This window comes from Caballeronia fortuita, assembly GCF_001544835.2.
Classification (GTDB): domain Bacteria; phylum Pseudomonadota; class Gammaproteobacteria; order Burkholderiales; family Burkholderiaceae; genus Caballeronia; species Caballeronia fortuita.
Window position 1 is genome coordinate 124,841 of sequence record NZ_FCNX02000008.1, and the last position, 25,110, is coordinate 149,950.

The 25,110-nt window shown below is 64.6% G+C and carries 20 protein-coding genes; 9 read left to right on the forward strand and 11 right to left on the reverse strand.

All coding sequences use genetic code 11. The features are described 5' to 3' along the window. Positions 1 to 340 precede the first annotated feature (340 nt). Entirely contained in the window at positions 341 to 997 is a 657-nt protein-coding gene (locus AWB77_RS16750) for a YiaD family glycine zipper/OmpA-like lipoprotein (RefSeq protein ID WP_061135564.1), read from the reverse strand. Between the two features lie 262 nt (positions 998 to 1,259). Between AWB77_RS16750 and apbC the strand changes: the two genes are divergently transcribed. From apbC to AWB77_RS16775, 4 genes are all read left to right on the forward strand, one after another. Then, positions 1,260 to 2,348 (forward strand): iron-sulfur cluster carrier protein ApbC, encoded by a 1,089-nt coding sequence (gene apbC, locus AWB77_RS16760; protein WP_061135566.1) that lies wholly within the window; start codon positions 1,260 to 1,262, stop codon positions 2,346 to 2,348. 119 nt (positions 2,349 to 2,467) lie between these two features. Beyond that, on the forward strand, positions 2,468 to 3,001 hold the full coding sequence (locus AWB77_RS16765) for a superoxide dismutase family protein (protein ID WP_061135567.1): 534 nt from the start codon (positions 2,468 to 2,470) through the stop codon (positions 2,999 to 3,001). Positions 3,002 to 3,137: 136 nt separating this feature from the next. Further along, a complete protein-coding gene (gene dcd / locus AWB77_RS16770; protein WP_061135568.1) occupies positions 3,138 to 3,707 on the forward strand; it encodes a dCTP deaminase in 570 nt (189 codons plus the stop codon). A gap of 85 nt (positions 3,708 to 3,792) precedes the next feature. Continuing rightward, positions 3,793 to 6,078 (forward strand): arginine/lysine/ornithine decarboxylase, encoded by a 2,286-nt coding sequence (locus tag AWB77_RS16775; RefSeq protein WP_061135569.1) that lies wholly within the window; start codon positions 3,793 to 3,795, stop codon positions 6,076 to 6,078. Between the two features lie 62 nt (positions 6,079 to 6,140). Here AWB77_RS16775 and gstA read toward each other — a convergent pair whose 3' ends face one another. From gstA to AWB77_RS16795, 4 genes are all read right to left on the reverse strand, one after another. Further along, on the reverse strand, positions 6,141 to 6,746 hold the full coding sequence (gene gstA, locus AWB77_RS16780) for a glutathione transferase GstA (protein WP_061135570.1): 606 nt from the start codon (positions 6,744 to 6,746) through the stop codon (positions 6,141 to 6,143). Between the two features lie 115 nt (positions 6,747 to 6,861). Further along, positions 6,862 to 7,791: a bestrophin family protein gene (locus AWB77_RS16785; protein WP_061135571.1), complete on the reverse strand. Its 930-nt coding sequence runs from the start codon at positions 7,789 to 7,791 to the stop codon at positions 6,862 to 6,864. Positions 7,792 to 7,946: 155 nt separating this feature from the next. Continuing rightward, positions 7,947 to 9,350, reverse strand: a complete 1,404-nt coding sequence (gene argH, locus AWB77_RS16790) for an argininosuccinate lyase (protein ID WP_061135572.1) — start codon at positions 9,348 to 9,350, stop codon at positions 7,947 to 7,949. Positions 9,351 to 9,402: 52 nt separating this feature from the next. After that, positions 9,403 to 10,209 carry a helix-turn-helix transcriptional regulator gene (locus AWB77_RS16795; protein WP_061135573.1) on the reverse strand — a complete coding sequence of 269 codons (807 nt, stop codon included), beginning with the start codon at positions 10,207 to 10,209 and terminating at the stop codon, positions 9,403 to 9,405. A gap of 103 nt (positions 10,210 to 10,312) precedes the next feature. Between AWB77_RS16795 and AWB77_RS16800 the strand changes: the two genes are divergently transcribed. After that, entirely contained in the window at positions 10,313 to 11,077 is a 765-nt protein-coding gene (locus AWB77_RS16800; protein WP_061135574.1) for a class I SAM-dependent methyltransferase, read from the forward strand. A gap of 801 nt (positions 11,078 to 11,878) precedes the next feature. Here AWB77_RS16800 and ppc read toward each other — a convergent pair. Continuing rightward, positions 11,879 to 14,980 (reverse strand): phosphoenolpyruvate carboxylase, encoded by a 3,102-nt coding sequence (gene ppc / locus AWB77_RS16805; protein ID WP_061135575.1) that lies wholly within the window; start codon positions 14,978 to 14,980, stop codon positions 11,879 to 11,881. Between the two features lie 194 nt (positions 14,981 to 15,174). Here ppc and hemC point away from each other — a divergent pair, with 194 nt between their 5' ends. The 4 genes from hemC (at position 15,175) to AWB77_RS16825 (ending at position 21,241) form a co-directional block, all read left to right on the forward strand. Beyond that, positions 15,175 to 16,182, forward strand: a complete 1,008-nt coding sequence (gene hemC, locus AWB77_RS16810; protein ID WP_061135576.1) for a hydroxymethylbilane synthase — start codon at positions 15,175 to 15,177, stop codon at positions 16,180 to 16,182. Further along, positions 16,182 to 18,284: a fused uroporphyrinogen-III synthase HemD/membrane protein HemX gene (gene hemDX / locus AWB77_RS16815; RefSeq protein ID WP_061135577.1), complete on the forward strand. Its 2,103-nt coding sequence runs from the start codon at positions 16,182 to 16,184 to the stop codon at positions 18,282 to 18,284. Before hemC ends, hemDX begins: the two co-directional genes overlap by 1 nt. After that, a complete protein-coding gene (locus AWB77_RS16820; protein ID WP_208601528.1) occupies positions 18,284 to 19,477 on the forward strand; it encodes a heme biosynthesis protein HemY in 1,194 nt (397 codons plus the stop codon). Before hemDX ends, AWB77_RS16820 begins: the two co-directional genes overlap by 1 nt. A gap of 186 nt (positions 19,478 to 19,663) precedes the next feature. After that, positions 19,664 to 21,241 carry a GDSL-type esterase/lipase family protein gene (locus AWB77_RS16825; protein ID WP_061135579.1) on the forward strand — a complete coding sequence of 526 codons (1,578 nt, stop codon included), beginning with the start codon at positions 19,664 to 19,666 and terminating at the stop codon, positions 21,239 to 21,241. Between the two features lie 21 nt (positions 21,242 to 21,262). Here AWB77_RS16825 and AWB77_RS16830 read toward each other — a convergent pair whose 3' ends face one another. From AWB77_RS16830 to trxB, 5 genes are all read right to left on the reverse strand, one after another. After that, positions 21,263 to 21,586: a rhodanese-like domain-containing protein gene (locus tag AWB77_RS16830; protein WP_061135580.1), complete on the reverse strand. Its 324-nt coding sequence runs from the start codon at positions 21,584 to 21,586 to the stop codon at positions 21,263 to 21,265. A gap of 53 nt (positions 21,587 to 21,639) precedes the next feature. After that, complete coding sequence (locus tag AWB77_RS16835) at positions 21,640 to 22,293, reverse strand: protein-L-isoaspartate O-methyltransferase family protein (protein WP_061135581.1); 654 nt, start codon at positions 22,291 to 22,293, stop codon at positions 21,640 to 21,642. A gap of 131 nt (positions 22,294 to 22,424) precedes the next feature. After that, positions 22,425 to 23,045: a trimeric intracellular cation channel family protein gene (locus AWB77_RS16840; RefSeq protein ID WP_061135582.1), complete on the reverse strand. Its 621-nt coding sequence runs from the start codon at positions 23,043 to 23,045 to the stop codon at positions 22,425 to 22,427. Further along, entirely contained in the window at positions 23,035 to 23,859 is an 825-nt protein-coding gene (locus AWB77_RS16845; protein WP_061135583.1) for a Smr/MutS family protein, read from the reverse strand. The genes AWB77_RS16840 and AWB77_RS16845 overlap by 11 nt, the downstream gene beginning before the upstream one ends. A 187-nt stretch (positions 23,860 to 24,046) precedes the next feature. After that, positions 24,047 to 25,042 carry a thioredoxin-disulfide reductase gene (trxB, locus tag AWB77_RS16850; RefSeq protein ID WP_061135584.1) on the reverse strand — a complete coding sequence of 332 codons (996 nt, stop codon included), beginning with the start codon at positions 25,040 to 25,042 and terminating at the stop codon, positions 24,047 to 24,049. Positions 25,043 to 25,110 lie beyond the last annotated feature (68 nt).

Consider the following 25,110-nt stretch of genomic DNA (forward strand, 5'->3'; position numbering starts at 1 on the left):
AAAGGCGCGGCCCGGTGGGAGTGCTTGGGTTTCTGAAAAAAACGCGGAGTTCGATTTTAGCAGGGCGGGGAAGGGCGGGCGGGGCCGGGGTGCGGGCGGCGGGGATGGGCGGGGCAGCGTGCGTTTCGAGCGCACAAAAAAAACCGGGGTCCAATCGGGCCCCGGAGCAACAACGACAAGAGGAGAATGGCAGGTGATGGCCTCGCCATCCACCTACCATAGAGACAGACAGCGGCACTGCGTCCAAGTTTCAAATTTTTTTCAGACGACTGAACGCCGTTCCCGCCGTACTCACGCCGCCGCAGATGCGGCGGCGAATTCCTCTTTCAAATCAGAAGCTTTACTGCACTTGACCCGGCTGCGCCGTAGCCCGCAGATAGATTTCCACGCGACGATTCTGCGCACGGCCGGCTTCCGTCGAGTTATCCGCGATCGGCTGCGTCTGGCCCATGCCCGACGCTGCAAGACGCTGCGCCGCGACGCCGTGCGTCGAGATGTACGAAGCCACGCTCTGCGCGCGGTTTTGCGACAGCGTCTGGTTGTAGGCGGCCTGCCCCGTGTTGTCCGTATGGCCGACGACGCTCGCGATCAGTTCGGGATGCTGCTGCATCGTCTGCGTGACGGAATTCAGCACCGGATCGAACGACGGCTTGATCGCGTAGCTATTCGTATCGAACGAGATCGAGTTGGGAATGTTGACCTTCAGCGAGCCGTCCTGCTGCTCGGTCACCTGCGTGCCGGTGCCCTTCGAGTCGCCCGAAATCTTGTTCTTGATCGACTGCCAGTTGTAGCCGACGATGCCGCCCGTCGCTGCGCCCGCCGCCGCGCCGATCGCCGCGCCCTTGCCGCCGCCGAAGATGGCGCCGATCGCCGCGCCGGTTGCGGCGCCCGCGCCGGTGCCGACTGCGGCGTTGGTGCCCTGCTGCGTCTGGCAGCCGGCGAGGAGTGCGCCCACCAGGGCAACGACGGAGAGGCGGGTCATCAACTTCGTATTCATGTTCGAGCTCCTTTGTTTCAACAAGCGATTCGGCGCAGCGCCGACAGTGCGAAAGGGTCTTCGGACGAGCCTCCGGGCGAGCCTCTACAATAATGAGAAATGCGCCCGGCTGCCCGGCGGGATGCGTCCCCGGAAAGATTTGCAGCGGGATAGTGCAATGGGTAAGCCTTACAACGCAACGGCGCTAACAATTACTTTCAATTTCTTCAGTTTGTTGCGGCGCGCCGATGGCCGATAGCAACAAGCGTTCCATGGAGTTTCGATGAGCATTGACCGCGCGACGATCGACGCCGCACTCGCCACACTGACCGATCCCAATACCAACCGCAAGTTCGTCGACACGAAGAGCATCCGTAATGTCGGCGTCGACGGTGCGAACGTCGCGGTGAGCGTCGTGCTGGGTTATCCGGCGAAAACGCAGTTCGGCGCGATCCGCGAACTGGTCGAAGGCGCAGTGCGCCGCGTGCCCGGCGTCGCGAACGTGAGCGTTGACGTTTCGTCGCAGGTCGTCGCGCATGCCGTGCAGCGCGGCGTGAAATTGATGCCGAACGTCAAGAACATCATCGCGGTGGCATCGGGCAAGGGCGGGGTCGGCAAGAGCACGACGGCGGCGAATCTCGCGCTCGCGCTCGCGGCGGAAGGCGCATCGGTCGGCATGCTCGACGCGGACATCTACGGTCCCTCGCTGCCGATGATGCTCGGCATCTCCGGCCGTCCCGAATCGCCCGACAACCAGACGATGAATCCGCTCGAAGGCCACGGCATCCAGGCGAATTCGATCGGCTTTCTGATCGAGCAGGACAACCCGATGGTCTGGCGCGGCCCGATGGTCACGTCCGCGCTCGAACAATTGCTGCGGCAGACCAACTGGCGCGAGCTCGATTACCTCGTCGTCGACATGCCGCCGGGCACGGGCGACATCCAGCTCACGCTCTCGCAGAAAGTGCCGGTGACGGGCGCGGTGATCGTGACGACGCCGCAGGACATCGCGCTGCTCGACGCGAAGAAAGGCCTGAAGATGTTCGAGAAGGTCGGCATTCCGATTCTCGGCATCGTCGAGAACATGAGCACGCATGTCTGCTCGAACTGCGGCCACGAGGAGCACATCTTCGGCGCGGGCGGCGGCGAGCGCATGGCGAAGGAGTACGGCGTCGAAGTGCTCGGCTCCTTGCCGCTCGATATCGCGATTCGCGAGCGCACCGACGCCGGTCAGCCGACCGTCGTGTCGGAGCCGCACAGCCGCATCGCGGAGACGTATCGGGCGATCGCGCGACGCGTCGCGATCTCGATTGCCGAACGTCAGCGCGACATGAGCTCGAAGTTTCCGAGCATCGTCGTGCAAAACACCTGATTTCGAGCACACGATCGATTCCGCGCGAGCCTTGTGCGATGCGGCTCGCGGTATCATGTCGCCTTCGATGGGCGGCAGCGTGGGCGCACTGGGCGCCGGCGGGCCGCCGAGAGGATCGCATGAGACACAGATTCGACGGAAGGGCGCTTCACGCCTCGATCGCGATGGCCGCTTGCAGCATCTTGCTGAGCGGTTGCGGCCTCATCTTCCAGAATCACGAGAAACGCGCGGACGCGGTGCTCCAGCCGACGCCCGGCAACGCGACGCGGGGCACCGTCACGCTGATCGAGCGCGCGGACGGCGTGCAGATTTCCTACAGCCTCACCGACATGCCGCCGAACAGCGACCACGCACTTACCGTGCACGAGCGCGGCGACTGCATCGCGGTCAACGGACAGGATGCGAGTCCGATCTTCGCGCTGCCTTCGGATCGCAGGCGCACCGCGTCGCGTCTCGAAGGCGAACTCGGCAATATTCACGCGGACGCGATCGGCGCGGCGACCGGCTTCATCGTCGCGACCGATGTCTCGCTCGACGGCGTGCGGTCCATCATCTCGCGCGCCATCATGCTGCATCGCGAAGCAATGGATCCGTACGCGAGCGCGCCGCACAACGTCGGTCCCGCGCTCGCGTGCGGCGTCATCCGGCGCTAGCCGCCGCGGTTGCCCGATCGCGTAAAATATCCGCTTTCGCCTGGCCGGCGCGCGCGAACCGCCGCTGGCCCAGGGCCCGTTTCACCGCAGGCGGCGGTCGCAAGACCGAGCCGTTCACCGTTGAGTAGCGTCCCCTATGAGCATCAAGTCCGACAAGTGGATTCGCCGCATGGCCGAAGAGCACAAGATGATCGAGCCGTTCGTGCGCGATCAGGTGCGCATCGCCGAGGACGGCCGCAAGATCGTGAGCTACGGCACGTCGAGTTACGGCTACGACATCCGCGTCGCCGACGAATTCAAGATCTTCACCAACATCAATTCCACCATCGTCGATCCGAAAGCGTTCGACGAAAAATCGTTCGTCGACTTCAAGGGCGATGTCTGCATCATTCCGCCGAATTCGTTCGCGCTCGCGCGCACGGTCGAATATTTCCGCATTCCGCGCTCGTGCCTGACCGTGTGTCTCGGCAAGTCCACTTATGCGCGCTGCGGGATCATCGTCAACGTGACGCCGTTCGAGCCGGAATGGGAAGGATACGTGACGCTCGAATTCTCGAATACGACACCTTTGCCTGCGAAAATCTACGCGAACGAAGGCGTCGCCCAGGTCCTCTTCTTCGAAAGCGATGAAATCTGCGAGACCTCGTACGCCGATCGAGGCGGGAAGTATCAAGGACAGCACGGCGTGACGCTGCCCAAAACCTGAAACGAACCGCGTACGTCTTAAGCTTGTCGAATGACCGCTGTTCCTGTCCCAAGGCAGCGGTCGTTTCCATTTGGAGATTCGCCCCATGAAGTTCCGCTTTCCCGTCGTCATCATCGACGAAGACTTTCGCTCCGAGAATATCTCGGGTTCCGGCATCCGGGCGCTTGCCGAGGCGATCGAAAAAGAGGGCGCCGAAGTCCTCGGCCTGACGAGCTACGGCGATCTCGCCGCATTCGCGCAACAGTCGAGCCGCGCGTCGTGCTTCATTTTGTCGATCGATGACGACGAACTGCTGCCTTACGCCGATAACGTCGTCGTCGAGGGCGACACGCCGGAACTCGCATCGGCGATCGTCGCGCTGCGCGCGTTCATCAACGCCGTGCGCCGCCGCAATGCCGATATCCCGATCTTCCTCTACGGCGAAACGCGCACCTCGCGTCACTTGCCGAACGACATCCTGCGCGAACTGCACGGTTTCATCCACATGTTCGAAGACACGCCGGAGTTCGTCGCGCGGCACGTGATCCGCGAGGCGAAGGTGTATCTCGATTCTCTCGCGCCGCCGTTCTTCAAGGAACTGGTGCAGTACGCGGAAGAAGGCTCGTATTCGTGGCACTGTCCGGGCCACTCGGGCGGCGTCGCGTTTCTGAAGAATCCGCTCGGCCAGATGTTCCATCAGTTCTTCGGCGAGAACATGCTGCGCGCGGACGTGTGCAACGCCGTCGACGAACTCGGCCAGCTGCTCGATCACACCGGCCCCGTCGCGGCGTCCGAGCGTAACGCCGCACGCATCTTCAGCGCGGATCATCTCTTTTTCGTGACCAACGGCACGTCGACGTCGAACAAGATCGTGTGGCACGCGACCGTCGCGCCGGGCGATATCGTGCTCGTCGATCGCAACTGCCACAAGTCGATCCTGCACGCGATCACGATGACCGGCGCGATCCCCGTGTTCCTCACGCCGACGCGCAATCACTTCGGCATCATCGGGCCGATTCCGCGCGACGAGTTCAAGCCGGAAAACATCCGCAAGAAGATCGAGGCGAATCCATTCGCGCGCGAGGCGCTCGCGAAGAACCCGAAGGTCAAGCCGCGCATCCTGACGATCACGCAAAGCACCTACGACGGCGTGATCTACAACGTCGAGATGATCAAGGACCTGCTCGGCGACATGCTCGACACGCTGCATTTCGACGAAGCCTGGCTGCCGCACGCCGAGTTCCATTCGTTCTATCAGGACATGCACGCGATCGGCGCGGGCCGTCCGCGCACCGGCGCGCTCGTGTTCGCCACGCACTCGACGCACAAGCTGCTCGCGGGCATCTCGCAGGCATCGCAGATTCTCGTGCAGGACAGCGAGAACAGCACGTTCGACCGCCATCGTTTCAACGAGGCGTATCTGATGCATACGTCGACGTCGCCGCAATACGCGATCATCGCCTCGTGCGACGTCGCCGCCGCGATGATGGAGCCGCCGGGCGGCACGGCGCTCGTCGAGGAATCGATTGCGGAAGCGCTCGACTTCCGCCGCGCGATGCGCAAAGTCGACGCCGAATACGGCGACGACTGGTTCTTCACGGTCTGGGGCCCGGACGCGCTGGCCGAAGAGGGCATCGGCGATCGCGAGGACTGGATGCTGAAGCCCAACGACCGCTGGCACGGCTTCGGCGCGCTCGCGGAAAACTTCAACATGCTCGATCCGATCAAGGCGACGATCATCACGCCGGGACTCGACGTGGACGGCGAGTTCGGCGAGAGCGGCATTCCGGCCGCGATCGTGACGAAGTATCTGGCGGAGCACGGCATCATCGTGGAGAAGACCGGCCTGTACTCGTTCTTCATCATGTTCACGATCGGCATTACGAAGGGCCGCTGGAACTCGATGGTCACCGAGCTGCAGCAGTTCAAGGACGACTACGACAACAATCAGCCGCTGTGGCGCGTGCTGCCGGAGTTCGTCGCGCAGCATCCGTCGTACGAGCGCATCGGTCTGCGCGATCTGTGCGGGCAGATTCACAGCGTCTATCGCGCGAACAACATCGCGCGTCTGACGACCGAGATGTATCTGTCGAGCATGGAACCGGCGATGAAGCCGTCCGAAGCGTTCGCGAAGCTCGCGCACCGCGAGATCGACCGCGTGCCCATCGACGAACTCGAAGGCCGCGTGACGTCTATCTTGCTGACGCCGTATCCGCCGGGCATTCCGTTGCTGATTCCGGGCGAGCGCTTCAATCGCACGATCGTCGATTATCTGCGCTTCGCGCGCGAGTTCAACGAGCGCTTCCCGGGTTTCCACACGGACATCCACGGCCTCGTCGGCGAGATGATCAACGGGCGCATCGAGTATTTCGTCGATTGCGTGCGTACCTGAGACGATCCAAAAACGAAACGGCCCGAAAGGGCCGTTTTTTCATCCGAAGCGCGTTGGCCGACTTAGATCAGGCCTTCGGCCTTGAGCGCGGCCTGCACGCCGGGGCGCGCGCCGATACGTTCCTGATACGCGACGAGCGCCGGCCACTTGCCGAGGTCGAGATCGATGTGCTTCGCCCAGCTCAAAACTGTGAACAGATACGCGTCGCCGATGCTGAACTCGTTGCCGAGCAGGAACTGCTTGTCGTCGACTTGCTGCGCGACGTAAGCGAGACGTCGTTCGAGGTTGGCCATCGCCGCGGCTTTCCAGTCGCTGCTCGCGGCCGGATTGAAGAACGGCGAGAAGTTCTTGTGCAGTTCCGTGCCGATGAACGTGAGCCAGCTTTGCAGGCGATAGCGCGCCATCGCGTCGTTGAGCGGCGCGAGATGCCTGGCCGGAACCTGATCGGCGATGTATTGCATGATCGCCGGGCCTTCGGTCAGCAGTTCGCCGCTGTCGAGCAGAAGCGCGGGCACGTAGCCTTTCGCGTTGATCTTCGTGAAGTCCGCGCCGCTTGCGGTGAGCTTGGTCTTGAGATCGACGGTTTCGATTTCGTAAGCAAGCCCGGATTCTTCGAGCGCGATGTGCGAAGCGAGGGAACAGGCGCCTGCCTTGTAGAACAGTTTCAAAACAATTTCTCCTGGATGAGTCGGCACGATTATGAACGATGTCGTGCGCGCAAAGCAGCCGGTATCGCGAAACGATTTGTGTCGTTCGACGAAAGATCGAATTCGTGCGGCCGTATCAGTCGAGAATGAAATCGCGCGAAGACGCAGCGGGCCGGGGCGGCATTGCAAACCCCGCGTCGGCCGCCATGTCGTGCAGCGCGGCTTCGATCGCGCCGCACATCGCGTTGAGCGCAAGATCGTTTTCTTCGAGCCCGAACGGGTCTTCGATCTGCGCCGCGATCGCCTCCAGCGCCATGAACGCATACGCGACGAGCAGTGCGAAGAGCGGCGTCAGCAAGCCCGCGCCATCGACGAGCCCGAACGGCAGCATCACGCAGAAGAGATAGATGGTGCGGTGAATCATCACCGAGTAGGAGAACGGCAACGGCGTCGACGCGATGCGCTCGCATCCGCCGATCACATCGGAAAGTGCATTCAGATTGTGCTGAATCGCGAGCACGGCATAGCCATCGAGTGCGCCTTCGCGTCGGCGTGCGGCAACCCATTCGCCGAGCCAGAGCAGAATCAGCGCGGGCCGAAACGTTGCGGCGGCGACGCGGGCGTGCAGTTCGGGCGGCAGGCGCGGCGCGAGATCGGCGAGTGCATCGGTGTTGCGCAACTGATGTCTCAACGCGTGGGGCAGCGCCCCCAGCGCGGCGAGGAAGCATCGCGATTCGGCGGGCTCGCGCGGCTCCTGCAACGACAACACCTGTTGCGCCAGCGCGCGCGACGTATTGAGCAGCGCGCCCCACAGTTTGCGGCCTTCCCACCAGCGCTCGTAGCTCGCGCCATTGCGAAAGCCGAGAAACACCGCGAGCGCGATGCCGACGAGCGCGAACGGCGGCGTGCCGAGCCCGATCGGATAGTGGCGCATGTGATCGTGCATGAAGATCGCCGCGATCGACAGCGCGAAAATCAGCCCGAGGCGTGGCAGCAACTGCGGCAGCACCGAGCCGCGCCACACGAACAGCAGCCGGAACCAGTGAAGCTTGGGGCGAATGATCATGTCCGAACTTGCCGATGAGTACGCAATGAACGCGCGATGAATCCCTGATTATCTCGAAAATGTGCCGCATCGCGTGCGAGACATGAAGCCGCGTCCGGAAAGAAAAAAGGCTGTTCTTGCGAACAGCCTTCGAGATCAGCCACGCGACAAGGCGATCAAAGCGCCGCGCGTGCCGCCTTTGCCGCCGCGCGCACCTGATCCGGCGCGGTGCCGCCCGGATGATTGCGGCTCGCGACTGAGCCTTCGAGCGTCAGATATTCGAACACGTCCTCGCCGATCAGATGCGCGACGTTCGGCAATTCCATACGCATCGCGTCGAGCGACAGGTCCGCGATATCGCAGCCGCGATCGTCGCAGATGCGCACCGCGTGCGCGACCGCTTCGTGCGCGTCGCGAAAGGGCAGGCCGCGCTTCACGAGGTAGTCCGCGAGATCGGTGGCGGTCGAGAAGCCTTGTAGCGCAGCCGCGCGCATCGCCTGCGGCTTGACGGTGATGCCCGCCGCCATTTCCGCGAAGATACGCAACGTGTCCGCGACCGTATCGACGGTATCGAAGAGCGGCTCCTTGTCTTCCTGATTGTCCTTGTTGTACGCGAGCGGCTGGCCTTTCATCAGCGTGAGCAGCGCCATCAGATGACCGTTCACGCGCCCGGTCTTGCCGCGCGCGAGCTCGGGCACGTCGGGATTCTTCTTCTGCGGCATGATGGACGAACCCGTGCAGAAACGGTCCGCCAGATCGATGAAACCGACGCGCGGGCTCATCCACAGCACGAGTTCTTCGGAGAAGCGCGAAACGTGCGTCATCACGAGCGCGGCCGCCGCCGTGAATTCGATCGCGAAGTCGCGGTCGGACACGGCATCGAGCGAGTTCGCGCAGATGCCGTCGAAACCGAGCGTCGTAGCGACCGCGTGACGATCGATCGGATAGCTCGTGCCCGCGAGCGCCGCGGCGCCGAGCGGCAGACGGTTCACGCGACGACGCAAATCGCGCATGCGCTCGGCATCGCGCGAGAACATTTCGACATACGCCAGGAGGTGATGACCGAACGTCACCGGCTGCGCGACCTGCAAGTGCGTGAAGCCCGGCATGATGGTGTCGGCATGCTTTTCGGCCATGTCGATGAGCGCGACGCGCAGCTCCTTCAGCAACTCGCCGATGCGGTCGATTTCGCCGCGCAGCCACAGGCGGATGTCGGTCGCGACCTGATCGTTGCGCGAGCGCCCCGTGTGCAGGCGCTTGCCCGCATCGCCGATCAGCGCGGTCAGCCGCGCCTCGATGTTCAGATGCACGTCTTCCAGATCCAGCTTCCATTCGAACTCGCCGCGCTCGATTTCGCCCTTGATCTGCGCCATGCCGCGCTCGATGGCCGCGAGATCGTCGGCGCTGATGATCTTCTGCGCCGCGAGCATCGACGCGTGCGCGAGCGAGCCTTGAATGTCGACGAGCGCGAGCCGGTTGTCGAAGAACACCGACGACGTGTAGCGCTTGACGAGCTCCGACATCGGCTCGGAGAAGCGAGCCGACCAGGCTTCGCCTTTTTTGTGGAGTTGGGACGTCATGGTGTTCTCAACGATGAGAGCTTCGGGAAGTCGAGAATTTTAACATTCGGCACTATTCCGATCCGATCAAAATCACGAGCTTCAAATCCTCGCGATGCGCGGGCTTGAACGTGATCTGGTCGAACACGACACGCCCGCGCGACGGATGATTGAACGCGCGCTCGCCGCCCTCGCGCTCGAAGACGTCCTGCGACGCCCAGTAGCGCGCGAAGGCATCGCTCGCGGCGGAGAGATCGTCGATGAGCGCGCGCGTCGGCGCATCGTTCAGATGGCGGATCGAATCGGCGCGAAATTCGGCGGCAAGACGGCGCGCGCGCGTGTCCCAATCGACGATCAACGCCTTCGCCGCCGGCGACGTGAACGTGTACGTGAGCAGATTGCGGTCGTGCTCGCCGTCGAGCCAGCCGACGAGCAGCGCCGACGCGTGCTCGTTCCAGCGCAGCGCGTTCCACTGACGATCGAGCACATAGGCGGGCGCGCCGATCAGACCGACCGTGCGCAGCAGCGCGGCGGGCGCGTCCTGCGAGGCGGGGTCGGGCTCGGCGGGATCGCGCTGGGCGGCGAGTTCGAACAGATACGCGCGTTCGGCGCGCGACAGTTGCAGTGCGACGGCGATGCGCGCGAGGGCATCGGCGGAAGCGGACACGGGACGCCCTTGCTCGATCCACGTGTACCAGGTCGGACTCACGCCGCACAGTTGCGCGACTTCCTCGCGGCGCAGGCCGGGCGTGCGGCGGCGCGGGCCGGGCGCGAGACCGACCGCTTGCGGCGAGAGCCTTTCGCGATGCGCGCGGATGAATTCGCCGAGCGCATGCGCGGACGTTTCGGCGAGGGATTCGTTTTTGTGGATGTGATTCATGCGAAACGGGTGGTGTACATACCAGAATAAATGCACAACTTGTACTGGTACAAGACGCGCTCTATTGTAGCGACACGAGACCACGATAAAACCGGAGCCCACGATGAAACATCACGACCAGGTTGCAGATGCATTCGGCAGCACTGCCGCCGCCTATCTCACGAGCGCCGTCCATGCGAGCGGCGCGGATCTGGAGAATCTTTCAGCGACTTTCGAGGCCACGTGCGGCAACGCGCGCGTGCTGGACATGGGCTGTGGCGCGGGGCATGCGAGCTTTGCGATCGCGCCGCACGTGCGTGAGATCGTCGTGTACGATATCGCGCCCCAGATGCTCGCGACGGTCGAAGCTGCCGCCAGGGAGCGCGGCCTGACGACGATCCGCACACGGCTGGGCGCGGCAGAAACGTTGCCGTTCGAGGATGCATCGTTCGACTGGGCGGTGAGCCGCATGAGCGCGCATCACTGGCGCGACGTTTCCTCGGCGCTGAAGGAAGTTTGTCGCGTGTTGAAGCCGGGCGGGCGGCTCAAGTTCATCGATATTGCGGGCATCGACGATCCGCTTTACGACACGCATATCCAGGCGATCGAAATTTTGCGCGATGCATCGCATATTCGCGACTATCGCGCGGATGAATGGATCGCGATGCTCGACGCCGCCGGTTTCGACGCGCAAATCACGCAGCGCTGGCGTATTCCGCTGGAGTTCGAGGCTTGGGTTACGCGGATGCGAACGCCTTCTGAGCGTGTTACGGCTATCCGGTCGATGTGGAGCGGAGCGCCGGATGAAGTGCGGCAGTACTTCGCCGTGAAGGATGATTGTTCGTTCGAGTTGGATGCTTTGATGATCGAGGCGAAGCGGCGAGATTGAATGCCGTCGACGTCGCCGGATGTCACTTTCTTTGCTGCTGCAAAGGAAGTGATCAAAGAAAGCAGTTTTTTGGTTCGCGGGTCACATTATTTGATTCTTTTATGGAATCCTGATTTCTTTTTGGTCTATTAGCACTGCCCCTGTGCGGGGCGGCAGTCACTTTCTTTGCTGCTGCAAAGAAAGTAACCAAAGAAAGCAGCTTCTGATACGCCCGCGGTCACACGCACGTTGGGTAGTTCTCTCTTTCATCGTGGCACTCGCCTAAAGAGTGCCCTCATCACAATCACCGGGCGTGGATCGCGCACGGTCCGTCACATCGCGCCGCGTGGCTCGCTGGTTCAGCACCAGATAGCTCCGGCCCGCTGCGCGGCCGATGGGTTGATCGGGTTTGCGTGTGCTTCTTCCTAAGGCCGCCATCTCGATGCGCACGCGTACCATCGGTTTCCCGCGCACACCCGGCGGCAGCGCGTAGCGCTGTGCCGGAACCGTTTCGTGCTGAACCAGCACGCTTGGCGTTACGGCACGTCAGACCGTGCGCGAGCCAAGACCGCTTGGTCCTACGAGGGCACTCTTTAGGCGAGGGCCGCCTAGGGCGAGAGAACTACCCAAACTGCGTGTGACCGCGGGCCTGAAAAGCTGCTTTCTTTGGTTACTTTCTTTGCAGCAGCAAAGAAAGTGACTGCCGCCCCGCACAGGGGCAGTGCTAATAGACCACAAAGCAACCGGGATCCGGCGAAAGCCTAAGCACAAGTCAAAGGCAGCTTCGCACGCCGAATCAAAACCCCTCGCCACGCGGCAAAATCACCCCGTATTCCGCAACCCCGCGGCAATCCCATTGATCGTCAAATGAATCCCGCGCCGCAGCCGCACATTCTGATCCCCCGCGCGATGGCGCTTCAGCAACTCCACCTGCAAGTGATTGAGCGGATCGAGATACGGAAACCGGTTCTTGATCGAACGCGCGAGCAGCGGGTTATCGGCGAGACGATCGCTCTTGCCGGTGATTTCGCCGAGCACGTCGCACGTGCGCTGATGCTCCGCGACGATCTTGTCGAACACGGTCTTGCGCAGCTTCTTGTCGGTGACGAGTTGCGCATAGCGCGACGCGACCGCGAGGTCGGTCTTCGCGAGCACCATGTCCATGTTCGACAGCAGGTTCTTGAAGAACGGCCACGTCTTGTGCATCTTGCGCAGCGTCGCGAGGCGTTTTGCGCGTTCATCGTCGGAACCGGCGCGGTCGAGATACGCCGACACCGCGCTGCCGAAGCCGTACCAGCCGGTTAGCAAGAGACGGCACTGGCCCCACGAAAAGCCCCACGGAATCGCGCGCAAGTCTTCGATCTTGCGCTGCTTCGGATCCTGCAGCTTGCGCGACGCCGGCCGGCTGCCGATGTTCAGCTCCGCGATCTCCGAAATCGGCGTCGACAGAAAGAAGTAGTCGGTGAAGCCCGGCGTCTCGTAGACGAGCGCGCGATACGCGGCCATCGCGGAATCGGAGAGCGTTTGCATCGTCGCTTCGAATTGCGGCAGTTGCGCAGGCGCGTTTTCGTGCGGCAACAGCGATGCCTCCAGCGTCGCGGCGACGACCGTCTCCAGATTGCGCCGCCCGATTTCCGGATTGCCGAACTTGCTCGCGATGACTTCGCCTTGCTCGGTCAGACGGATCTGCCCGTCGACGGTGCCGGGCGGCTGCGACAAAATCGCCTGATACGTCGGGCCGCCGCCGCGACCGACCGTGCCGCCGCGTCCGTGAAAGAGGCGCAGCGTCGTGCCGCGTTCCTTGAAGAGCGCGACAAGCGCCAGTTCCGCGCGATACAGCTCCCAGTTCGACGTGAGGAAACCGCCGTCCTTGTTGCTGTCCGAATAGCCAAGCATCACTTCCTGCTCGTTGCCCTGATTCTCGATGAGCCTGTCGATGCCCGGCAGCGCGAAGAACTCGCCCATGATGACCGGCGCGTTGCGCAAATCGGCGATGGTTTCGAAGAGCGGAATCACCATCAGGCCATCGCGCGGGGAATCGTCCTTCGCGCCGAGATAGCCTTGCAGCACGCCCGTTTCCTTCTGCAGCAACATGACTTCCAGCAAGTCGCTGACGGTTTCCGTGTGCGAGATGATGTAGTTGCGCACCGCGCGCGCGCCGAACTTCGCGCGCGTTTCGCGGGCCGCTTCGAGCACGCCGAGTTCGCTCTTCGCCAGATCGGAATATTGCGCATACGGCAGACGCAGCGGACGCGGCTGCGCCAGTTCCTTCAGCAACACGTCGCGCTTCTGCTCCTCGGAAAGCGCCGCGTATTCCTCGACCACGCCCGCGCGCGCGAGCAGTTCGGTCACCACCGCCTCGTGAATATCCGAGCTTTGCCGCAAGTCGATGCTCGCCAGATGGAAGCCGAACACTTCGGCGGCGCGCACGAGCGGCGACAGGCGCAGGCTCGACATCGACGCGCCGTGATGCTCCGCGAGCGAATCGATCAGCACGTGCAGGTCGAGCACGAACTCGGAGGCATCGGCGTAGGGCTTCGCGCGAATCTGCGGCGCGCCCGGCCCCGCGCTGCGCACGGTCACGACGCCTTCGCCGAGCCGCACGCGCGCGCTTGCCGCGAGCCGCGTGTACATGCCGATGAGCGCGCGCCGGTACGGTTCGTCCGTGCGATGCGGCGACTGATCGGGCGATGCATCGGCGAGCGCCTTCAATGCCTCGCTCGATCCGGCGAGCAGGTCCGACACCGACAGCTCCGCGCCGAGCTTGTGCGTCTCTTCCAGATAGTGTTCGAAGATCACGATCGCCTGACGCGTGATCGCGGTTTCGAGCGTTTCGCCGGTGACGAACGGATTGCCGTCGCGATCGCCGCCGATCCAGCTTCCCATCTGGAAGAACGGCGGCAGGCGCACGGGCAGGCCGTGCTCCGCGAGCGCACCTTCGATATCGGCGTAGAGCGCGGGAATTTCCGCGAGGAACGTGGCGCGATAGTACGAGAGCGCGTTGTCGATTTCGTCGGTGACGGACAGGCGCGCGTCGCGCAACATGCGCGTCTGCCACAGCGACGTCACGCGCGCGCGCAACACGGCTTCGTTCTGCGCGCGTTCGCGTGCGGTCAGTTCCTGATCGCGTTCGGCGAGCAGACGCGCGATATCGTGTTGCGCGTCGAGAATGCTCTTGCGCGAGACTTCGGTCGGATGCGCGGTGAGGACGGGCACAATCAGCGCATCGCCGAAAAACTTTTCCAGCAGCTTGCGCGTCGCGCTGATGTTCTTGTGCTCGCGCATGCGCTCTATGGCATACGCGATGGTGCCCGGCTGCGAACCCGAGCCCGCGAGCGCGTGAATGCGCCGGCGCCGGTTGTGATGACGGTCCTCCGCGATATTCGCAAGATGCGAGAAATAGCTGAACGCGCGCACGACCGAGACGGTCTGTTCCGGCGACAGCGCGCGCAATTTCTTTTCGAGCGTCTGCGACGCTTCGACATCGTCCTCGCGGCGGAACTTCACCGCCGTCTGACGAATGGCCTCGACGACATCGAACACGGCGTCGCCTTCCTGCTCGCGCAGCACCTCGCCGAGCAGCCGTCCGAGGAAGCGGATGTCCTCGAAGAGCGGGCGGTCCTTGTCGTCGCGCGTGCGGCTCGCGGGTTTCGCGGACTTGGCTGACTTAACGGCAGTCGCGGATTTGACGGCGGCGGCCGCGCCGTTTGCGCGCGGCGCTCTCGTCTTGGCCGCGACGCGCGGGGACGCGGCCTTGATGCCCGGCCTCGGCTTCGGCGCGATGGCGGCTTTCGATGCCTTCGCGGCCGTGGCGGCCTTCGTCGCGACGATGGGCGACGACGCCGTGCGCGGCGCGTCGGAGGCGGAAGACTGGGGCAATGCGGCGCTGCGGCGCGCCGGGCGAGCCGATCCGGAAGACGTCACGTTGGGTTCCTCTCGAAAGCTGCGAAGCCGAAGTCACGCCGGGGCACAGCGTTGCGATGCGGCCGGCCGGATGCCCCGAAAGGCGCATCGGACAAGGCTCTCGCGCGCTGCCTGCGAACCGGTGGACCGTGGCGTGCGTGCTACCATTATTCGCTAATGTCTATTCATCCATCCCGTCATTCGATCGAGCATCAATGAATTCCGAGACGCATTCAACGACACCGCCCGCGAGCATCGTCATCGCTTCGCGGGAAAGCCGGCTGGCGATGTGGCAGGCCGAGCACGTGCGGTGTGCGCTGCACAAATTATATCCATCTTGCGACGTGAAAATCCTCGGAATGACAACACGCGGCGATCAGATTCTGGATCGCACGCTGTCGAAGGTCGGCGGCAAGGGATTGTTCGTGAAGGAACTCGAAGCCGCCATCGCGGACGGCCGCGCCGATCTCGCCGTGCATTCACTGAAAGACGTGCCGATGGAACTGCCCGAAGGGTTCACGCTCGGCGCGATCATGGAGCGTGAAGACCCGCGCGATGCGTTCGTGTCGGCGCATTACGCATCGCTCGATGCGCTGCCGGCGGGAAGCATCGTCGGTACGTCGAGCCTGCGCCGGGAAGCGATGATCCGCGCGCGTTTTCCCGCGCTCGAAGTGCGCCCGTTGCGCGGCAATCTCGATACGCGTCTTGCCAAGCTCGATCGCGGCGAGTACGCGGCGATCATTCTCGCGGCGGCCGGTCTGAAGCGGCTCGGTCTCGAAGCGCGCATCCGTGCGCTGCTCGATCCGGCGGAGAGCTTGCCGGCGGCGGGGCAGGGCGCGCTCGGCATCGAGATTCGCGCGGATCGCGCCGATCTCGCCGCGTGGCTCGCGCCTCTGCATGACGAACGCACCGCGCTCGCGGTCGAGGCGGAACGCGCGGTGTCGCGCGCGCTCGGCGGCAGTTGCGAAGTGCCGCTCGCGGCGCATGCTGTGTGGCGCGAGGGCGCGCTGCATCTGCGCGGCGCGGTATCGATGCCCGATGGCAAGCGCATGCTGCGCGCGGAAGAAAGCGTGCAGGCGCCCGATCTCGCCGCCGCGCTCGCGCTCGGGCAGCGCGTGTCGGCCGATCTCGAGGCACAAGGCGCATTCGACATCGTCGATGCACTCAAGACGATATTCCGCCCCGACGGTCCGAACACCGCGCCCTCGGGGCCCGCGTCCTGATGGCGAGCGAGCGCCGCGCCACCATCGTCGTCACGCGTCCGGACGGGCAGTCGTCCGCCTTGCTCGCGCTGCTCGCGGGCGCGGGCTTCGAGACGCTGGAGTTTCCGCTCATCGATATCGCGCCCGTTGCCGACGATGCCCCGCTGCGCGCCGCGCTCGACGAGCTCTTCCTGCCGCGCGAAGCGCCCGAGCGTTACGCGCTCGTCGTGTTCGTGTCGCCGAATGCGATCGATCATGCGTTCTCCCGGCTCGCCGCGCCGTGGCCCGCCGATCTTCCCGTTGCGGTCGTCGGTCCCGGCTCGGTCGCGGCGCTTTCGCGGCAGGGCGTGCATGCGCCGTCGCATCGCGTGATCAGTCCGTCGGCCGAAGATGCCGATCCGCGTTTCGATTCCGAAGCGCTCTACGCCGCGATCGGCGCGCATTTCGGCACGAACGGTCTTGCTGGCAAACGCGTGCTGATCGTGCGCGGCGACGGCGGGCGCGAATGGCTCGCCGAGCGGCTGGCCGGAGCGGGGGCGCAGGTCGAGAAGGCCGCCGCGTATCGCCGCGTGCTGCCGGAACCGTCGATGCAAAAGTGGGAGCGCATCCACGAACTGCTGGCAGGCGCGCCGCACGCGTGGCTGCTGACGAGTTCCGAAGGCGTGCGCAATCTCGCCGAACTCGCGCACGAGCATCTCACCGCCGACGAAATCGTCCTTCTCAAGCGCACGCCGCTCGTCTGCCCGCACCCGCGCATCGCCGAAGCCGCGCGGGGAGCGGGTTTTGATAGGATTACGGTGTCCGGCGCGGGCGACGAGCGCATCGCACATGCGCTGGAAGCGCTGTTCCCGCGCCAACGCGATCCGGAGACTACCGCGCACGCGAGCGCGAGCGCATCGGCTTCGACCACTACCTCATCCGCGCCGACGGACGCCGATCCGGCCACCGCACCGGCCCAACAAACGGCCTATGAAACGGCCTATGAAACGGCTCAATCACGCATGACTGATTCGAACGATTCCAAGAAAGCTTCACCTCAGCCGAACGTGACACCGCCCTTGCCGCCGAACACGCCCTTCACGCCTTTCGAGCAGCAGCAGCGGCGCGGCGGCGGCGCGGGCATCGTGTTGTTGTGGTTGGTCGTCGTCATTCTGGCGGTGGCGGCGGGCGCGGGCGCCTTCGTGCTGAACCGCAAGTTCGATCGCGCCGACGCAGAGATGTCCCAGCGCCTCGCGCAGTCCGACGAGCAGAACGCCGATCTGCGCGCGAAGGCCGATCAGGCCGCGAGCGCGACTGGCGCGCTCAACACGCAGATCATTCAGCTGCAAGGCAAACTCGCCGATGCCGAAGCGCACAGCCAGGCGCTGCAGCAGCAGTATCAGGACCTCGCGAGCAATCGCGACGACTGGACCGTCGCCGAAGTCGAGCAGATTCTGTCGAGCGCGAGCCAGCAGTTGCAGCTCACCGGCAACGTGCAACTCGCGCTTTTCGCGCTGCAAAGCGCCGACACGCGTCTTGCCGCCACCACCGGGCCGCAGGTCGTCGCGATCCGCAAGGCGATCGCGCAGGACATCGACAAGCTCAAAGCCACGCCGTCGACCGATCTCACCGGCCTCGCGATCAAACTCGACACGGCCATCGACCAGATCGACCAGTTGCCGCTCTCGGGCGAGGCGCCGATCGCCCGCGCCCAGGCGCAGGCCGCCGAGCCGGCGAACAGCGCGTCGATCGCGGCGGCCACCGGCGAGCCGCGCTGGAAGGTGCTGTGGCATCAGATCACGAACGGCATCGGGCAGCAGTTGTCGAGCCTCGTGTCCGTGCGCCGCATCGATAACGCCGATGCGATGCTCGCGTCGCCCGATCAAGGCTACTTCGTGCGCGAGAACGTGAAGCTGCGCCTCTTGTCCGCGCGTCTGTCGCTGCTTTCGCGCAGCGAACCGACGCTCAAGTCGGATCTGCGCGCCGCCGACGCCGCGCTCGGCCGCTACTTCGATGCGTCGTCCAAAAAAGTGCAGGCCGTGCGCGATCTCGTGAAGCAGGTCGATCAGGCGTCGCTCGCCGTCGCCGTGCCGAACCTGAACGCCAGCCTCGCCGCCGTCCATCAGTTCAAGCGAGGCGGATGATGACGATTCGTGGACTCATCTGGCTCGCGCTGCTGTTCGCGGTCGCGGTGATCGTCGCGACGGTCGGCGGCTTCAACGGCGGGCAGATCTTGCTCGTGATGCCGCCGTATCGCGTCGACATGTCGCTCAATCTGTTCGCGGTCGCGCTCGTCGTGCTGTTCATCGTGCTGTACGCGATCATTCGCGCGGTGCGCGGCGTGTGGAAGATGCCGTCGCGCGTCGCTGCGTATCGCGCGCGCAGCAAGCTCGCGAAGGCCAATGCGTCGCTGCGCGATGCCATCGGGCATCTGTACGCCGGGCGCTTCTCGAAGGCCGAGAAGGCCGCGCGCGATGCGTTGTCCGTCGATGACAACAAGGGCGCGGCGGGACTCATCGGTGCGAACGCGGCGCATCGTCTGCATGAATACGCGCGCCGCGACGAATGGCTCGCGCAAGTCGCGGGCGCGGACTGGCAGGACGCGCGTCTGATGGCGACCGCCGACATGCGCGCCGATGGCCGCGACGCCGACGGCGCGCTCGTCGCGCTGACCGAAATGCAGGCGCAGGGCGGCCGTCGCATTCACGCGCAGCAGATCGCGCTGCGCGCGCAGCAACAGTTGAAGAACTGGGGCGAGGTGCTCAAGCTCGTGCGCATGCTGGAAAAGCGCGAGGCGCTGCATCCGGCCGTCGCGGTGCGGCTGCGTCAGGTCGCGGCGGAAAACCTGCTGCGCGATCGCCGTCACAATCCCGATGCGCTGATGGAATTCTGGCAATCGCTTTCGGCGACCGAGCGCCAGTCGCCGCGTCTCGCCGATCTCGCCGCGGAATTGCTGATCGCGCTGGATCGCCGCGCGGAAGCGAAGAAGATCGTCGAAGATGCGCTCGCGCATAACTGGGACGCGCGGCTGTTGCGGCGCTATCCGGATTGCATCGTCGGCGGCGACGCGTTTCCGCTCATTCAGCGCGCCGAAGCGTGGCAGAAGGAGCGCACCGAAGACGCCGACCTGCTGTTCACGCTCGGCCGGCTGTGTCTGCATCAGCAGTTGTGGGGCAAGGCGCAGGCGTTCCTTGAATCGGCGCTCAAACTCGCCGATAACGAGCCGCTCAAGATCCGCACGCATCGCGCGCTCGCCCGTCTGCACGAGCAGCTCGGCGACACGGAGAAAGCCGCTGAACACTATCGCGCAAGCGCGCTGGCGATGAACGTCGTCTGATTCTCTGATCCGCATTGCGTCGCTGTTCAGGACAAAGCCGCATGAAGATACGCTTTCATGCGGCTTTCTTTTTTGCGGTGCGGGAGCTACGGGTTGACGTTGTCTGTACGTTAGCGCACGACGGCGGGGCGCGCGGCGTGGTCTAGTTTCCTTCCACCAATCCGAAGATCGAAACAGGAGGCGGACGTGAAGCGAGGGTTACACAAGCTCGTCGGCCTGGCGCTCGTCGTCTTTCTGTCCTGGCCGGACACGTCGCATTACTTCGCGCAGGGGGTCATCACGAGCGCACCGTGGACCGGAACGTGGTCGGCCGCGCCCGACGTCACCGCCGATAGCGGCTTCAACAACCAGACGATCCGCCATGTCGTGCATACGAGCATCGGCGGCACGGCCGCGCGTCTGACCTTCTCCAATCTTTTCGGCTCGCAGCCGGTCACGCTCGGCGACGTGCATATCGCGCGCCGGGCGAGCGGCGCGCGCACGATCGCCGGAACCGACAAGGCCGCGACCTTCAACGGCCAGCCTTACGTGACGATTCCCGCCGGCGGCACGGTGCAGACCGACGCAATCCCGTTTCAGGTGCCCGCGCTCGCCGATATCGCCGTGAGCTTTCATATTCCGTCGCGTACGCCGCCGGGATCGACCGGACATATCGAAGGCTTGCAGGACAACTGGATCGCACCGGGCGATGTCAGCGCGGACCCGGCGTTCACCGGTGGCGTTGTCAACGCGGCGGGCGAGCAGTCGTACTACTTTCTCACCAACGTCGACGTGATGAACGCCGCCGCGACGGGCGCGGTGGTCACGTTCGGCGCGTCGATCACGGACGGGCTTGCATCGACGCCCAACGCGAACCGGCGCTGGCCGAACCGGCTCGCGGAACGGCTGATCCGCGCGGGCATGACGGTCGGCGTGCTGAACCAGGGTATCAGCGGCAACAATTTCTTCACGGACGGCTCGGGTCAGGCGGGGCTCACGCGCTTTAACCGCGACGTGCTCGCGCAGACCAACGTCAAATGGGTGATCGTCTCCGACGACGCCGTGAACAATCTCATCAGCGGCAATCCGCCGAGCGCGCAGCAACTGATCGCCGCTTATCAGCAACTCGTTCAGCAGACGGCCGCGGCGAGAGTGGGTCTCATCTGCTCGACGCTCACGCCGTTCGAGGGTCTCGACGAATGGACGCCCAAGATCGAGAACACGCGGCAGACCGTGAACGCGTATCTGCGCACCAGGGAAAGCGGCTGCGACGCAGTGCTCGATCTGGCTGCGGCGCTGGGCAATCCGGTGGGCGCAACCGACTCCGCCGCTTTCGCGCGCGCCTTCAACAGCGGCGACGACCTCCATCCGAACGATGCCGGCATGCTGGCGATCGCCAATGCCGTCGATCTCGGCTGGTTCGCCGCGCTGCCGCCGATCAACGCGCCGACGTCGTGCGGGCGCATCGCGATGGGCGAGGGCATCGCGGCGGGCGGATCGCTCGCGGCGTGCAGCGGGAATGTGCAGTTGAACTTGCAGGGCGACGGTTATCTCGTCGCGGTCAGGAATGGCGCGACGATCTGGTCATCGAAGGTGAGCGGCACGCCGGGCATCGAAGTCCGCATGCAGGAGGACGGCAATCTCGCGATGTACGACAGCAACGGCGCGATGGTCTGGCAGACGCACACCTCGGGCAATCCGGGCGCCTACGCGTACATCCTGCCGAACGGCTATCTCGCGATCTTTTCGGCGAACGGCACGGCGCTCTGGTCCAGCGAAGGATGAGCGTTCGCGCCGCGCGCGAAATCAGTAAGTAGGCACCGACGGATCGACCTGACGCGACCACGCGTCGATGCCGCCGTACAGATTGAACATCTGCGTGAAGCCGCGCGATTCGAGGAACATCGCGACCTGCGCGCTGCGCGCGCCGTGATGGCAGATGCAGACGATCTGCGCTTCGTCGTCGAGTTCTTCGCTGCGCGCGGGGATGTCGCGCATCGGAATCGATACGATGCCGTTCATCGCTGCCGTCTGGATTTCCCAGGGCTCGCGCACGTCGAGCAGGACGGGAGCGGGGCGCGACGAATCGGCGAGCCACGCGGCGAGGTCGGATGCGGTGAGGTTTTGCATGGAGATTCCGGCAAGACGCGCGGCGCCGGCATGGCCGGCGGCGCGCTTTCAGCTTAGAACTTGAACTGCGACGGATGCACCGCGTTTTTCAGCGGCGCGACGAGCGTTTCGAACACATCCGACACGCGGAACTGCTTTTCGTCGACACGCGTGATGATCTGCGCCTTCATGACCGGCGCCGCGCCGACGAACGCCGCGATGCGCCCGCCGATCTTCAGTTGCTCGAGGAATTCCTGCGGCATGACCGGCAGACCGCCCGACACGCAGATGACGTCGTAAGGTGCGCCTTGCTGCCAGCCGAGCGCGCCGTCGCCGGTGATGACTTCCACGTTCGTCACGCCGTTGGCGGCCAGATTCTGCTGCGCGAAAGCGGCGAGTGCGGGCGAGATTTCGACCGTCGTCACGCTGCGGCCGCGATGCGCGAGCAGCGCCGCCATGTAACCCGAGCCGGTGCCGATTTCCAGCACGGTTTCGCCCTTGTGAATCGCGAGTTCCTGCAGGACGCGGGCTTCGACCTTCGGCGACAGCATGCGCTCGCCGCCTTCCAGCGGCACTTCGAGGTCCGCGAAAGCGATGTTGCGGTACGCGGCGGGAACGAAGTTCTCGCGCTTGACGATCGCGAGCAGGTTCAGCACGTCCTGGTCCAGCACTTCCCACGGACGAATCTGTTGCTCGATCATGTTGAAACGCGCTTGCTCGATGTTCATGTTCTGTGTGCGTGATGGCGACCGGAGCGGGCTGCATCGCGGCCGGATGCGGGGCTAGAAAACTACGCGATTGTAGCAAATGGAAGGGTTTTACCGCCTGTATCGCGCAGCGCGCCGCGCTTGCCAGGCGGCTAATGCGGCAAGCGGATGTCGAGCTTGAACGTGATGAGCCGCGCGATCAGGATGAACGCCGTCGAAATGAGCACGTTGTAGATCGTGTCGACGTCGAGCCGCTCCAGTCCGAGATAAATCCAGCAGCCGGCGAACGCGCAGACGGCGTACGGACGTGAATCGCGCAGGATCAGCGGAATCTCGTTGCAGAGCACGTCGCGCATCACGCCGCCGAACACGCCCGTGACGACGCCCATCATCGTCGCGGTGAAGGCGGGCATTTGCGCGTCGAGCGCGATCGACGTGCCCGACACGCTGAAGAGGCCGAGCCCGATCGCATCGGTGACGAGGAGCGCGCGCTGGTCGAAAAGGCGTGACGTAACGCGCAGAAAGAGCGGCGCGAAGATCGCCATCGCGAAGATGAAGAGCACGTAGTCCTGATGCTCGACCCAGTAGAAGGGGCGGCGCGAGAGCAGCACGTCGCGCACCGTGCCGCCGCCGAACGCGGTCACGAGCGCGACGAGGAACGCGCCGACCGCGTCGAGCCGGCGCTTGCGCGCCTCGATGAGTCCGGAGAACGCGTACGCGAAAATCGCGAGCGCCTCCATGACGGTGATGGCGAGGGTCAGTCTAGGATGCACTGTCCGGCCCCGCGTGGTGGAACTTGCGCGGGCTCTTGTCCTGCGGGTGATTGTGATGACGCGGCGCGCCGCCCGGCTGCAGCAGCACGAGCACCGCGCCCGCGCCGCCGTCGTGCGGCCGCGCCTGGCAGAACGCGATCACCTCCGACTTCTGTACGAGCCACGCGCGCACCTTGCCCTTCAACACCGGTTCCTTGCCGATGGAGCCGAGCCCCTTGCCGTGAATCACGCGCAGGCAGCGCAGCCCGCGCTTCACCGATTCGCGGATGAACTCCGCGAGCGCCTCGCGCGCTTCCTCGCGGCGCATGCCGTGCAGATCGAGCTGTGCCTGCACGATCCACGCGCCGCGCCTCAGCTTTCTGACCACTTCCTGGCTGATGCCGGGACGATAGAAGGACAGCGTTTCGTCGATGTCGAGCAGGCTTTCGGGATCGTATTCGTCGGAAAGCGCTTCCTGCAGCACCGCTTCCTCGTCGCGGCGGCTTTGCAGCGGCACGGGCGGCGGCGGCATGCGCGTGATGGTCGTGCGCGGCGGCGTCTTGAGCGGCTCGACTTCGCCGATCGCTCGACGAAACTCGCCGGCATCCTCGACAGCTTCGCGTTCCGCGCGTGCCGCCGCGACGCGCTGCACTTCGCGCTTTTCGGCATCGGCTTTCAGTGCGCTCTTGAGCGACGACAAACCCGCCAGACCTTCGCGCTTCACGGCGGCGGCGACATGGCGCGCATCGACCGGTTCCGGCGCGGGCGCGACCGGGCGCGGCGCTTCCTTGCGGCGGACTTTCGGTTCGTTCGGATGAGGAAGATTCTTCGGCATCGTTCGGCGAGCGGATGGGGGCGGGGTCGGTTCGGACTCGACGCGTGGCGCGCCGATTGTGCCACGCTCGGGCCTGGCACCGGACGCCGCCGCATGAAACGGCGGCACGTGCGCGCCGAAACGAAAACGGGCCGGCGGCGTGAGCCGCGGCCCGTCGTTGCTGACGCCGGCGGGTCGCGATGTCCGATCAGCGATCCGCTTCGTGGCTCATCGAATGCGGCGTCGGCGTCTCGTCGATGGTCTCGAGGTAGCGTTGCGCGTCGAGCGCGGCCATGCAGCCCGTGCCCGCGCTCGTGATCGCCTGGCGGTAGATGTGATCCTGCACGTCGCCCGCGGCGAACACGCCGGGGATGCTCGTGGCGGTCGCATCGCCGCTCGTGCCGCCCTTCGTGATGATGTAGCCGTTCTTCATCTCCAACTGGTTCACGAAGAGATCGGTGTTCGGCTTGTGGCCGATCGCGACGAACACGCCTTGCAGCGCGATGTCTGTCGTCTCGCCCGACTGCGTGTTCTTCACGCGCAGGCCGGTGACGCCGGACTGGTCGCCGGTGACTTCGTCGAGCACGTGATTCCATTTGATATCGACGATGCCTTCTTTTTCCTTCGCGAGCAGGCGGTCGATCAGGATCGGCTCGGCGCGGAACTTGTCGCGGCGATGCACGACCGTCACCTTCTTCGCGATGCCCGCGAGGTAGATGGCTTCCTCGACGGCCGTATTGCCGCCGCCGATCACCGCGACTTCACCGTTGCGATAGAAGAAGCCGTCGCAGGTCGCGCAAGCCGAGACGCCTTTGCCCATGAACGCTTCTTCCGACGGCACGCCGAGATATTGCGCCGATGCGCCCGTCGCGATGACGAGCGAATCGCACGTGTACTCGCCCGAATCGCCGATCAGACGGAAAGGGCGCTCGTTGAGCTTCGCGGTGTGAATGTGATCGAAGACGATGTCGGTGTTGAAGCGGCGCGCGTGTTCCTCGAGACGCTGCATCAGTTCCGGGCCCTGCACGCCGGAAGGATCGCCTGGCCAGTTCTCGACGTCCGTGGTGGTCATCAACTGGCCGCCTTGCGCGAGACCGGTGACGAGCAGCGGCGACAGGTTCGCGCGCGCGGCATAAACGGCGGCGGAGTAGCCGGCGGGGCCGGAACCGAGAATCAGCACTTTGGCGTGTTTGGGCGAAGACATGATGATGGTCCGTTATTGATGGTGTCGGAAGCGCGCCTGGAAAGCGTCCGGTCGATGCCCGCAACGCA

Bases quoted from the DNA above. Each gene is read 5' to 3' on its own strand.
- AWB77_RS16765 (WP_061135567.1), top strand. From the start codon at position 2,468: ATGAGACACAGATTCGACGGAAGGGCGCTTCACGCCTCGATCGCGATG.
- dcd (WP_061135568.1), top strand. From the start codon at position 3,138: ATGAGCATCAAGTCCGACAAGTGGATTCGCCGCATGGCCGAAGAGCAC.
- AWB77_RS16820 (WP_208601528.1), top strand. From the start codon at position 18,284: ATGACGATTCGTGGACTCATCTGGCTCGCGCTGCTGTTCGCGGTCGCG.
- apbC (WP_061135566.1), top strand. From the start codon at position 1,260: ATGAGCATTGACCGCGCGACGATCGACGCCGCACTCGCCACACTGACC.
- AWB77_RS16845 (WP_061135583.1), bottom strand. From the start codon at position 23,859: ATGCCGAAGAATCTTCCTCATCCGAACGAACCGAAAGTCCGCCGCAAG.
- argH (WP_061135572.1), bottom strand. From the start codon at position 9,350: ATGACGTCCCAACTCCACAAAAAAGGCGAAGCCTGGTCGGCTCGCTTC.
- hemC (WP_061135576.1), top strand. From the start codon at position 15,175: ATGAATTCCGAGACGCATTCAACGACACCGCCCGCGAGCATCGTCATC.
- AWB77_RS16795 (WP_061135573.1), bottom strand. From the start codon at position 10,209: ATGAATCACATCCACAAAAACGAATCCCTCGCCGAAACGTCCGCGCAT.
- AWB77_RS16785 (WP_061135571.1), bottom strand. From the start codon at position 7,791: ATGATCATTCGCCCCAAGCTTCACTGGTTCCGGCTGCTGTTCGTGTGG.
- AWB77_RS16830 (WP_061135580.1), bottom strand. From the start codon at position 21,586: ATGCAAAACCTCACCGCATCCGACCTCGCCGCGTGGCTCGCCGATTCG.
- trxB (WP_061135584.1), bottom strand. From the start codon at position 25,042: ATGTCTTCGCCCAAACACGCCAAAGTGCTGATTCTCGGTTCCGGCCCC.
- hemDX (WP_061135577.1), top strand. From the start codon at position 16,182: ATGGCGAGCGAGCGCCGCGCCACCATCGTCGTCACGCGTCCGGACGGG.
- AWB77_RS16800 (WP_061135574.1), top strand. From the start codon at position 10,313: ATGAAACATCACGACCAGGTTGCAGATGCATTCGGCAGCACTGCCGCC.
- AWB77_RS16775 (WP_061135569.1), top strand. From the start codon at position 3,793: ATGAAGTTCCGCTTTCCCGTCGTCATCATCGACGAAGACTTTCGCTCC.
- AWB77_RS16750 (WP_061135564.1), bottom strand. From the start codon at position 997: ATGAATACGAAGTTGATGACCCGCCTCTCCGTCGTTGCCCTGGTGGGC.
- AWB77_RS16835 (WP_061135581.1), bottom strand. From the start codon at position 22,293: ATGAACATCGAGCAAGCGCGTTTCAACATGATCGAGCAACAGATTCGT.